This is a genomic window from Actinocorallia lasiicapitis (assembly GCF_054778695.1).
The window spans coordinates 19,069-29,884 of sequence record NZ_BAAGZI010000005.1 but is presented as its reverse complement, the minus strand read 5'-3'; the positions used below and the strand labels follow the sequence as shown (position 1 = coordinate 29,884).

At 66.7% G+C, this 10,816-nt stretch carries 7 protein-coding genes, 1 tRNA gene, 1 pseudogene and 2 CRISPR repeat arrays; all 9 genes and pseudogenes read left to right on the top strand.

What is annotated here, in order from left to right; all coding sequences use genetic code 11:
* Positions 1–324 precede the first annotated feature (324 nt).
* The 9 genes and pseudogenes from ACYVE7_RS01440 to ACYVE7_RS01400 all read left to right on the top strand — a co-directional run bounded on the left by ACYVE7_RS01440 (position 325) and on the right by ACYVE7_RS01400 (position 9,960).
* Positions 325–403 (top strand) — tRNA-Tyr (locus ACYVE7_RS01440).
* Between the two features lie 279 nt (positions 404–682).
* Positions 683–1,827: direct repeats of the CRISPR family, unit length 30 nt; unit sequence GTTGCGACCCCTCGTAGGGGCGATGAGGAC.
* A 617-nt stretch (positions 1,828–2,444) separates the two neighbouring features.
* Positions 2,445–3,188 carry a CRISPR-associated endoribonuclease Cas6 gene (locus tag ACYVE7_RS01435; RefSeq protein ID WP_460362471.1) on the top strand — a complete coding sequence of 248 codons (744 nt, stop codon included), beginning with the start codon at positions 2,445–2,447 and terminating at the stop codon, positions 3,186–3,188.
* A complete protein-coding gene (locus ACYVE7_RS01430; protein WP_460362469.1) occupies positions 3,181–4,605 on the top strand; it encodes a hypothetical protein in 1,425 nt (474 codons plus the stop codon). Before ACYVE7_RS01435 ends, ACYVE7_RS01430 begins: the two co-directional genes overlap by 8 nt.
* Positions 4,602–5,657, top strand: coding sequence for a type I-B CRISPR-associated protein Cas7/Cst2/DevR (cas7i, locus tag ACYVE7_RS01425; protein WP_460362468.1), 1,056 nt, complete (start codon positions 4,602–4,604; stop codon positions 5,655–5,657). Before ACYVE7_RS01430 ends, cas7i begins: the two co-directional genes overlap by 4 nt.
* A 29-nt stretch (positions 5,658–5,686) precedes the next feature.
* A complete protein-coding gene (gene cas5 / locus ACYVE7_RS01420) occupies positions 5,687–6,340 on the top strand; it encodes a CRISPR-associated protein Cas5 (RefSeq protein ID WP_460362467.1) in 654 nt (217 codons plus the stop codon).
* Positions 6,337–8,748 carry a CRISPR-associated helicase Cas3' gene (gene cas3 / locus ACYVE7_RS01415; RefSeq protein ID WP_460362466.1) on the top strand — a complete coding sequence of 804 codons (2,412 nt, stop codon included), beginning with the start codon at positions 6,337–6,339 and terminating at the stop codon, positions 8,746–8,748. The genes cas5 and cas3 overlap by 4 nt, the downstream gene beginning before the upstream one ends.
* Positions 8,749–8,826: 78 nt before the next feature.
* Complete coding sequence (locus ACYVE7_RS01410) at positions 8,827–9,063, top strand: Dna2/Cas4 domain-containing protein (protein WP_460362464.1); 237 nt, start codon at positions 8,827–8,829, stop codon at positions 9,061–9,063.
* Positions 8,982–9,672, top strand: a pseudogene (gene cas1, locus ACYVE7_RS01405) (CRISPR-associated endonuclease Cas1). The gene ACYVE7_RS01410 and the pseudogene cas1 overlap by 82 nt, the downstream one beginning before the upstream one ends.
* 3 nt (positions 9,673–9,675) lie before the next feature.
* The gene (locus tag ACYVE7_RS01400) at positions 9,676–9,960 is read left to right on the top strand and encodes a CRISPR-associated endonuclease Cas2 (protein ID WP_460362462.1); all 285 of its coding nucleotides are present in this window, start codon (positions 9,676–9,678) and stop codon (positions 9,958–9,960) included.
* 114 nt (positions 9,961–10,074) lie between these two features.
* Positions 10,075–10,497: a CRISPR direct-repeat array (repeat unit 30 nt; unit sequence GCCGTCATCGCCCCTACGAGGGGTCGCAAC).
* Positions 10,498–10,816 lie beyond the last annotated feature (319 nt).

The following is a 10,816-nucleotide window of genomic DNA, read 5'->3' as shown; positions in this document are numbered from 1 at the left end:
CGGGAGCTGGCGGGAGCTGGCGGGAGTTGATCTGCCAGGTTGGCAGGAGCTGGCAGGAACTGGCGGGAGCTGGCGGGAGCTGGCGGGAGCTGGCGGGAGTTGATCTGCCAGGTTGGCAGGAGGAGTCGTGTGGCGCTTGCTGGTAGCGGACGACCCTAGACAGTTGTGTCTCGATGGCCGACCGGGGTGCCAAAGCTCGGAGTTTGATGCGTATAGACGGATGCGGTCATGCTTTGAACAGCAAGGCTCGCGCTCTTAGCCGAATTTATGAATGCATGCATAATCCGCAGTTTGTGCACAAATCGGCTATCAGCGTGACCTTAGGGCAGCTCAGGTCAGGTTCGAGTACCGGACTGTAAATCTGCCGGCTCAGCCTACGGTGGTTCGAACCCACCAGCCGCCACCTCGCGACAAGGCCCCGGCCCTGGAATCCCAGGGCCGGGGCCTTTATCATTGGCCCCCACCTACGAATACCGTGCGCCCATAAACACCCCACGCCACACCGGTCATCCCATCGGGCACGAGCTGCAATCTCGCGCCAGCGGCAGACAAGAATCCGGCTCCCAAAGACGCCATCACCCGTCTGCTCGGCACGCCCCGGATCCCCGACCTCCTCTTGACGGAGATGAGACGCCCAGACACGTGGCCTGCCGCGTAACGTGCCTCGGGTTTTGCTCGCCGAGTAGCGGCCCCTCATAGGGGCGATGAGGACGGCTGGGCCCGGTACCGCGAAGAGGCCCTGATCCGCATGTTGCGACCCCTCGTAGGTGCGATGAGGACCCTGGATCTCCGTAATGGAGCACGGCGCAGTCGGGTTGCGACCCCTCGTAGGGGCGATGAGGACGGCAGCGCCGCCCGCGCGTTCCGTGCGGGAGCGTTGTTGCGACCCCTCGTCGGGGCGATGAGGACACGGGTTCGGGTGGCAGGGCCGCGCAGCACCAGACGTTGCGACCCCTCGTAGGGGCGATGAGGACCTGTTCACTGCCGCACAGACCTACACGCTGTACGTGTTGCGACCCCTCGTAGGGGCGATGAGGACCGGCTTTCAGAACGGCTGGTTCAACTACTCGGCGATGTTGCGACCCCTCGCAGGGGCGATGAGGACTTCCTCACCTTCCAGGCCGCGGGCCTCCAGGACCTGTTGCGACCCCTCGCAGGGGCGATGAGGACAGCTGGTAGGCGGCGGCATCCACGGTGAGGCCGCCGTCGTTGCGACCCCTCGCAGGGGCGATGAGGACCGTCAGCGCGACGGGCTGGGAGGACATGCCGGGCCTGTTGCGACCCCTCGCAGGGGCGATGAGGACCACCGCGCAGCGACAGGTAGATGTAGGCGACCGAGTTGCGACCCCTCGCAGGGGCGATGAGGGCGGCAGCGGCCCGCCGGTCGGGTAGGCGCCGGTCGGGTTGCGACCCCTCGTAGGGGCGATGAGGACTTCCGACGTCTTTGAAGGTGACCTTCGCGATCGCGTTGCGACCCCTCGTAGGGGCGATGAGGACCTTGGCGGCCTCGATCGCGCGGGCGGCGGTCATGTGGTTGCGACCCCTCGTAGGGGCGATGAGGACCCGGGAGATCTTCAGCTGGGAAGCGATGCGGGCCTCTCGTTGCGACCCCTCGTAGGGGCGATGAGGACATGATTTCGTATTCCACACCCTGCATCATGTACTCAATGTTGCGACCCCTCGTAGGGGCGATGAGGACGCCCCCGGCGGTGCCCGGCTGGCCCACCCCCGTCGCGTTGCGACCCCTCGTAGGGGCGATGAGGACGCAAGATCACCACGATGGAGAGCCTCTACGAGGTTGCGACCCCTCGTAGGGGCGATGAGGACCCCAAGGTAAAGCTGCTGGTCAGCGGTTATGGGGATGGTGGGTTTTGGGGGGTGGTTTTCAGCGGACCGCCGGTTGTGCAGGAGAAGCCGGTGTGTCGCTGAAATGATGTTGGCGTTATGGAGGGGTCAAGGAGCGGTTGCAGGATATCTGTGGGTTCGGGTCCGGTGGTGGTTCCCAAGCGAGGCGTTGTCGTGGGCGGGGGCGACCGTATGGATGTCCGTGACGATGCCGCGCAAGATCCATGGTCGGCACCGAGGCGATGAAGACGCCCTCGGTGCGTGCGCTCGGCGACCCCTCGTAGGGGCGATGATGTCGGCTTCGCGTCGCTGTCGCAGCGGAAACGCAACTAGTTGCTACCCCCTGCCGTTTCTCCTGCGGGAGAGCGGCCCGGGCGATGCCTCATCGTAGCCGACACCGAGATTCGGACACCGAGGGCGAGACAAACGTCTTAGTTCCGTTTTCGCTGTCCGCCTGAAATTTCCGCAATGACCCGCTAGCTTCGGAGCAGTGTCGGTGGGCCGTGGTCGGGGAGTTGCACCCTTGCATGTGCCACCGACAGAACAGGCCTGTGGAAAGTTCTGCGGGCAGGGCTTCGGGTTAAGGAGGTCGGGACGTCATGCGGCTTCGGTTGGCCTTTCACACGGGGGCTCGGACGCTCGACTGGAAGGACGTGCTGGCACCTGGGCGGGCGCTGGCGTACGGGCTTCTTGATCGCGCGGCTCCCGAGCTGGGGCGGACCCTCCACGAGAAGGGGTGGGGGCCTTACGGGCTTGTGCCCTTCGGGTATGGGGCGCCGGTCTTTCCGGCGGCGCGAAGGCGGCGTGGTGTCTATGCGTCGGACGGGCCCGGGGTGCTCGAGCTGGGCAGTCCGCTGCCCGGGGTCGTCGAGGGGTGGGCGGCCGCGCTCCAGTTCATGCCGGTGCTCGCGTGGGGTTCGATCGCGTTCATCGTCGACGGGATCGAGGCGGTTGACGCTCCGGCGTTCTCCTCGGGGAAGGCCGAGTTCCGGACCGTCACCCCGGTCGTCATGAAGGGCTCCGGGCGGGACGAGACGGGTACACGCACCCGGCGTCAGGCCTGGTGCCTGCCCGGAGAGCCGGAGTGGGACGTCTACATGCAGCGGAACCTGCGCCGGAAGGCCGAGACGCTCGGCCTGGACCCGGAGGTGTCGTTGGAAGGGGTCACCTGGGTCGGGCCGAAGAGGTCTTTCGCGGTCTCAGGCACGGGCGGTGGCGGCGGCTCCAAGCCTGGAGCCTGCGTCCAGGTCCAGGTGTCCGGGGCGCCGGAGACGCTGGCAGCGCTGCACTCCTGGGGGCTCGGCCAGGCGAACGCCGCAGGAATGGGGTGGATCGATGCCTGATTCCCTCGCCCCGGACGGGCCACCGGTGGTACTGACGGCGAGCAAACCGCAGCGCATCGGTGCGTTCGCGCTGGCCGCACTCGTCGAGACCACGCACCCGCGCGACCTGACCGAAGAGACCTTCGGCGAAGCTGTGGCTCGCATGACCGAAGACCTTCTCGCCACGGCCAGCGTGGCGAAGGCGGCCGACCCGGGAGGGTTCTGGCTGGGCGCCAGCTACCTGCTGTGGCCGAACTCCAAGATCAACCCAACGGCTCGGGGAAAGCAGTCGTCCGAGGAACGCAGAGAACTGATCCGCGAGTGGCGAGCCCGACCTGACCCCGCCGACTGGCCTGGCCAGCCCTGTGCGTACTGCGGACGGGCCGCGTGCGGCTGGTTCGGGAAAGTCGACATTCCGCTCGGCGCCAGCGTCGCGCACCGCAACACCACCGCCCCCGGCCATGAGGGAACACCCCTGTGCTACCCGTGTGTGGCCTGTCTCTGGGCGTTCCCCTACGGTGCCGCGCTCTCGGGTGGGCGGGCCGCGGCCATCCACTCCTGGGACGACGATCTCCTCGGCAAGATCACATGGAACGCGGTGATCGGAACCCGGGCAGCAGCCTTCGCCGGAGCACCCAAGGCAGGCAAACCAGGACCGTACGCCCGCGAGCTGTGGGTGCTGTCGGCCGTTCGCGGCTACAGCCACCGGATCACCGCGGGTGTGGAACTGATCGTCCTTTCCAACTCGAACAAGGAGCAGCTCCTGGGCACCCAGGAGCTGGGCCAGCCGGTCGCGGAATGGCTCCGCTCCATCAATCAGCACGCCGACCGCCGGTCCGGCTACCCGGCCCTGGTGGCGACCCAGGCCACGAAACAGGTGCCGGGGGAGGCGTTCCTGGCCAAACGGACGTTCCAGCGGCCCGCTGAAGTCATGAACGTCGCCGTCGCAAGCCTCTTGTCGAGGCTTTCGGCGACCGCGCTGATCCTCGACGAGACGAAGGTTCTGGCCCCTCTCGTCTACTCCTACTGCCGTGAGGTGCTGAACATGGACGACAAGGACGTCGAACGCATCAAAGATCTGGCGCGGCGGCTCGCCGCGTTGCTCGGAAAGGACAGTCGACCGGGGCCCTTCCGGGACTTCATCCGAGCGAACACCAGGGGCGGGAACCTTCACGGGTGGTTCCGCTCCAAAGGCGTCGACTGGTTGCTCTTCCCGCGTCCGGAGGGAACGCCTCCGGTGCTGCTGCCCGTACAGGACTACCGGCTGCTGTTCGAGGACGAGCGTTCCTGGTCCTGGCGACGGCTGCTGGTATTCGCCGTTCTGGAGGCGCTGGCCGAGGCCGGTTGGAAACCCAAAGGCTCCCAGGAGGAGCTCGATGAGATCAAGGAACTGGCCGGTGTCGCGAGCGCCGGTCCTGAGGACGGAGTAGACGGATGACGTTCCTGGCAGGACAGAGCATTGTGGAGATCAAGGCCGGCGCACCGAACAACGGGCGCGGCGAGGACAACCGAGGCATGGTCAAGAAGTTCGATGTCGGTCGACGCTGGTATCCCTATGTCTCGGCGCAGGCGGGCCGGCGCTGGCTGCGCGACAGCCTGCCGGCAGGCGAGGCGACCTCGCCGGTGATCCGCAGCGGTGAGGGCAAGAAGCAGCAGGCCTACACCCGCGGACGGCCCGACCTGTACCTCGACGACGACCTCTTCGGATACATGATCGCGGTCAAGGCCGACGAGGAGGGCGCGAAGAAGGGCGAATCGAAGACGTTCATGCGTGACACGGTGCTGGCGACCGGCACCCTCGTCGCGGTCGTGCCCAACAAGCCCATCATGGACTTCGGGACGATGAGCCGTGATTTCGGCCCCGGCACCCACCCGGTGATCCACGAGCACGAGATGTACACCGCGAACCTCGCCGGCGATCTTCTGCTGGACCTTCCCCGCGTGGGAACCTTCGAACTGGCGGGCAACACCACCAAGCCCGCGCTGTCCAAGACCGTCGCAACCGCCGTGATCGAGGATGGCGGCACCGAGGTGACGCTGCGCGGCATCGAGTGTGTGCGGCTTCCGATCGAGGAACGCCGTCGCCGTGTCGCCGTCCTGCTCAGGACGATGGCCACCGTCAGAGGCGGGGCGAAGCAGTCGGCGCACTACGGTGACCGCACGCCCGGCCTCGTCATCCTCGCTCCGCTCAAAGGCGGCACCAACCCGTTCACCCGGGTCGTGCGCGAGCGGGACACGGCCACCTACTTCGACGCCGAGATCCTCCGCGAGGAGATCGCGGCGTGGGCCGACGAACTCGACGGTCCGGTGCGGATCGGCTGGGCGCCCGGCTTCCTGGGAAGTCAGCGCGAGCGCGCCACAAGCGATCTCGGTGACCTCATCAAGGACGAGCGGCTGATCCTCGGGCATCCCCGCACGATCCTGAACGCCCTGGCCGGAGAGTTCGAGGAGGGTGTCCACGACGCCTGGTTCGACGACCCGACGGTCTGAACTCCGCTCGTTCGAGGAGAACCCGCGCCATGACCCAGGCCCTGGAAGTGACCGTCACCGCTCCGATCGTCAGCTTCCGCAACCCGCTCTACGCCGGACTCCAGGTCGGCCTGCCCTGTCCGCCTCCCTCGACCGTCGGAGGGCTGCTCGCCGCAGCGGCCGGGGGCTGGGACCGCGTACCCGCCGACACCCGCTTCGCCATGACGTTCCACGCGGCCGGCAGCGGAGTCGACCTGGAGACCTATCACCCGCTCGGAACTCCCGGCACCCCCACCAACACCACCATCAAGGACCGTGACTTTCTCGCAGCCGTCACCCTGACTCTCTGGCTCCTGGAAGATCTCGACCTCTGGTCGCGGGTCTTGCGTCGTCCGGTGTGGCCTCTGCGCCTCGGCCGTAGCCAGGACCTCGTCTCCACCCGTTTCCGCGACGTGGCCTTGGCGGAATCCGACGGAGAGCAGGGCTACGCCGTCGTGCCCGTCGATCTGCCGGGCTCGGTCGGGACCGAACTGCGGTTGACGACCGCCGTTGCACTGAATCGGGCAGTCACCCGTTGGGACGGCTACCGGTTCGCCCCCTCGGGCGCTCGCGCGAGAGTGGCCACCGGGCTGTCCACCCCCGCAGGCCAGGCCGTGGCTCTGCTTCCCCCGATTCACCCTGCTGCTGCGGGCGCCCGCCCGTGAAGGAGCTGCGGGCGAAGAGCCCGGACGTGCCCGGGATCCTCGGCGAACTCCTCACGGACCACCTGCGCAACACATTGGACGCGCTGATTCTCATCGGGCAGCGGATCGGCCACATTCCCGGGACTCCGGAGAACTTCTGGAGCTGGGCCGCGGCGGCGTGCCTGCTGCACGACGCCGGGAAGCTCCCTGACGGCTTCCAACGCATGATCGGCAACACACAGGACAAGGCGGTCATCTGGGGAGAACGTCATGAAGTGCTCTCGCTGGGGTTCGTGCCGCCCCTGCTCGCCGATCTGCCTCCTGAGGACCGCGTCTTGATCGCGACGCTCGTGGCGGGGCACCACCGGTCCTTCACGCAACGGCTCGGGGACCGTCCCAACAAGCTGCCCCTTGCGAACCAGTACGGACACGACCGGCCCGAGGATTTCGCCCGCAAGTTCACCCCCGCCGACCAGAATCACCTCGACGACCTGACGCGGTGGCTCCATATGACCGGCCGCTCGTTCGACCTGCCCTTCGTATCCGACGTGCCGAGCCTGACCGTCGCCGACCTGACGGAGCTCGCTCACCGGACGTTCGAGGAAGTCCTGGACCGGTGGGACCGGGCTTTGCCGTCAAAGGATTCCAGCGGAAGAACCGTCACCCTGCTCCTGGGGGCGGTCACCATGGCGGATCACCTCTCCTCGGCGCACGCATCCCTTGAAACCCGGCATCCCCTCTCCCTCAACTACCCCGCCGACCTCACCGCGAGGCTCCAGCAGAAGGGCTACGGGCTGCGTCCGCAACAGGGTGAGGCAGCCGAGATCAGCGGAAATATGCTGCTGCGCTCCTGGACGGGAAGCGGCAAGACCGAAGCAGCCCTCCTGTGGGCGCTCCGCCAGATCTCCGAGATCAGCCAGACCGCCGGAACCGGGCCGCGTGTCTTCTACCTGCTGCCGTACCTCGCCAGCATCAACGCCATGACCGACCGCCTCGGCAACGACCTGCGTTCTCCGGACGGTATCGGCGTCGCCCATTCGAAGGCCGCCTCCTACCACCTCGGGCGCTCCCTCGCCGAGGGGTGCCCCTCCGACGACGAGGCCGATGCGGCCGCCAAAGCGATCTCACGCGCCGAGGCGACGCGGAACTTCCGCGAACTGCTGCGCGTCGGTACCCCGTACCAGCTCCTCCGCGGTGTGCTGGCGGGCCCCGTCCACTCCAGCATCCTCACGGACAGTGCCAACTCCGTTTTCATCCTGGACGAACTCCACGCCTACGACGTCCGGCGTCTCGGCATGATCCTCGCGATGATGCGGCTCTGGCACGAGATCGGTGGACGCGTCGCAGTCCTCTCCGCCACGCTGCCGACCGCGCTCGCCGAGCTCGTCTCCGCCGCACTGAACGATCAGGTGACGCTGGTCGAGCCGCCGCCGGGAACTCGAGCCCCAGTCCGTCACCGCCTCCATCTTCGTGAAGCCCACCTCACCGACGAATCCTCGTTGGAAGAGATACGCGGTCGGCTCCTCGACGGGGAATCCGTGCTCGTCGTCGCGAACAACGTGCGTGACAGCATCACCCTCTTCGAGGCTTTGCAGCCGTTCTGCGTCGAACTCCATGGCGAGGACTCCGCGCACCTGCTGCACTCTCGCTACCGCCGAATGGACCGATCTGCGGCCGAGACCGCCATCCTGAACCGCTTTGAGGCCGGCGGCCCTCGCCGACCGGGCCTCCTGGTCGGGACACAAGCGCTCGAGGTCTCGCTCAATCTCGACCTGGACGCCTGCCACACCTCGGCCGCAGAGCTCGAAGCCCTCATCCAACGGTTCGGCCGGGTCAACCGGCTGGCCGCGCTGGATCCTGCGGCGGTGGTCGTTCACCAGCCGAGCTACGCCCCCCGATCCAGCGGCAGTGCCGACGAACTCTGGGCGGACGGAGTCTACGAAGCAGAACCCACCCGCCTCGGCTGGGACATCCTCTGCCGTCACGACGGCCAGACCATCGACGAGCAGACCGTCACGGACTGGCTCGACGAAATCTACGACGACCCCTCGTGGGGCGCCCAATGGAAACAGCAGATCGCCCACCACCAAAGGGCTTTCACGGAGGCGTTCCTGGGATTCGCCCTGCCTTTCGAGGACCGCTCCCGCCTCGTTGAACTCTTCGACGAGCAGTTCGACGGAACCGAGGCGATCCTGCTCACCGACCGCCAGAACTACGCCGACGCCCTCCTCGGCGCCTCCGACCGAAGAGCAGGACGACTCCAAGCCGACGACTTCCTTCTCCCCCTGCCCTCCTGGGCCAGGGGTTTGGGCTTTTACGACAAGAACCTGAAAGTCCGCATCATCGACGCCGAATACGACCCTCGGCTCGGCCTGACAGCCATTCACCGCGACCCGCGAAACATCTACCAACCAGGCGAGATCCTATGATCGAGGCCGACGACATCGGCGGTACCCACATCAAGTACCTCTACCATTGCCGCCGCCAGCTCTGGCTCTTCCTCCGGGGTGTACGACCCGGTCGACGACACCACCTACACGCGCGGCACGCCTGTGGACCTCGGCGCAGCTCGTCTGGACTTCGTTGACGGCCAGGGATGGGTCCACGAAGTGAAGTCGTCCAGCCGACCGACCGCCGCGGACGAGGCCCAAGCCCGCCATTATTGCCACCGTCTGCATCGTGTCGGAGTCGCTGCCCAGGGCGCGGTTTTTCTCATCGAACGGGAGAACGCGGCTCCCTGCTGACCTCTGACACCAGCACTTCGGGCGAGACCGTTCTCGCGCAGGCCCGCCTCGCCGACAATCCCGACGCGGCCTTGAAGATCGCCCGCGACATCGTCCGCAGTTCCGCCTGGGCAGTCGTCGACACCAAACTTCCCGACTGGCTACAGCTCGGTGGACGCAGTCGCCGACCGCCCAAGAACGCCGGCAACGCCTTCATCAGCTACGTCAACGGCATCGTCTACGCCCGCGTTCTGACCGCCGTCCGCCTCACTCCACTGCACAGCGGCATCCTTCCTGCACAGCAGCATGGAACGCCAGCGCCACTCCCTCGTCCTCGACCTGGCCGAGATGTTCAAGCCCCTCTTCGCCGAACGCCTTCTCCTACGCATGGCCAGCCGAAATCAGCTCAAAGAGCATCATTTCGATAGTGATACCAACCAGGCGATGCTCAGCGAGGCCGGGCGGAAACTCGTCGTCCAGGCGGTGCGGGACGAATTCGCCGTGACCGTCGCTCACCGCACCCTGGCCCGCCCCGTCGCCTACGACGAACTCCTCTACCTCGACGTTCTTGGCCTGACCCGACACTGTCTCGAGAACGCCGGCTACAAACCTTTCCGAATCTGGTGGTGATCCGTGCACGTAGTCGTCGTATACGACACCGCAGCCGAACGAAACCCGCAGATCTTGCGGATCTGCCGCCAGTACCTCCACCACGTCCAGCTCAGCGTCTTCGAGGGACAACTCACCCAGCCCAGCTTCGCCGCTTCCAACACACCGTCGCCGAAGTCCTCGACCTCACCTACGACAGCGTCATCGTCCATACCTTTCCGCCCGGCACCACCCCCCAACGTCTCGCTTGGGGCAACACCGAACCCGAACCCACAGATATCCTCTAACCGCTCCTTGACCCCTCCATAGCGCCAACATCATTTCAGCGACACACCGGCCTCTCCCGCACAACCGACGGTCCGCTGAAAAACCACCCCCAAACCATCCACCCCCATAGCCGCCCACCAGCGCCTTTACCTTGGGGCCGTCATCGCCCCTACGAGGGTCGCAACCGGCGGCCCGGGACGCGGCCTGCCCGGCATCCTGGAAGCCGTCATCGTCCCTACGAGGGGTCGCAACACAGGGCTTTGGTGTCGCCGCCCTCGGGCTCCCACGCCGTCATCGCCCCTACGAGGGGTCGCAACAGGACGCGGGCATCTTCGACGAACTCCAAGCCGAGGCCGTCATCGCCCCTACGAGGGGTCGCAACAGGTCGGGGATCTGACGGCGGAGGTCGTTGGCGATGCCGTCATCGCCCCTACGAGGGGTCGCAACGTATTCGGATGTCGCGGCCGTCTGGCCAGGGGGTCCGCCGTCATCGCCCCTACGAGGGGTCGCAACAGCCGGACGGCGCCGGGGCAGTCGTGGGCGTTGGGGGCCGTCATCGCCCCTACGAGGGGTCGCAACTGGCATCGCGCGGTGGTCGCCCGGATCGCCCAGGAGGTCGTCATCGCCCCTACGAGGGGTCGCAACTGCACGATCAGCCCGTCGTCCTCGCCCCTACGAGGGGTCGCAACACGCCGCCCAGGTCGGCGTACATCGTGATGCTGGAGTCGTCATCGCCCCTACGAGGGGTCGCAACAGAAGTCGCTCGACGTTCAGGGCGGTGAAGCGGAAGTCGTCATCGCCCCTACGAGGGGCGCAACCGGGCGAGCCGCCGATTAGTGACCCCCGCCGCGGCGGTCGTCATCGCTCTTGCCAGGGTCGCGAAAAACATCATCCTCTA